This window comes from Dellaglioa sp. CoH-56-MRSF-12 (assembly GCF_056782075.1).
This window is the reverse complement of the sequence record NZ_JBXAYD010000054.1, coordinates 1-308: the sequence shown is the minus strand read 5'-3', so window position 1 is coordinate 308 and position 308 is coordinate 1. Positions and strand designations below refer to the sequence as shown.

The 308-nt window shown below is 57.8% G+C and carries 1 protein-coding gene; it reads left to right on the top strand.

Features of this window, described 5'->3' with window-relative positions; genetic code table 11:
• Nucleotides 1-112: 112 nt before the first annotated feature.
• Nucleotides 113-308, top strand: a 196-nt coding sequence (locus tag AC1RPY_RS07755; RefSeq protein ID WP_481763107.1) for a hypothetical protein, incomplete at its 3' end; no start/stop codon positions are given.

Genomic DNA, 308 nt, shown 5'->3' with positions numbered 1-308 from the left:
CGGATTGATGGCGGTTGCAGCTAATTCCGCGCTGAACACGGCGGGCGCATGGTCTAGTTTTTCGGTAACAGCCGCTGCGTGGACTGCGCCGGGGCCATCTGGTGATTACATCTTGGACATGGCATTCTTGCCCGCCGCAAACCGATACATCTTTGCTACGTCTCGTGGCCTGATGTTCGCAGCCAATCCGGGAGGGACACCGGGTACACCCAGTCCGCTGTCCGGAACAGTGACAATGACGCTGGCTCAGAGCACTACGGCAACTCTTCCTACCCAGCTTATTTTGGTTGGCAGCACCATGTTCGCAG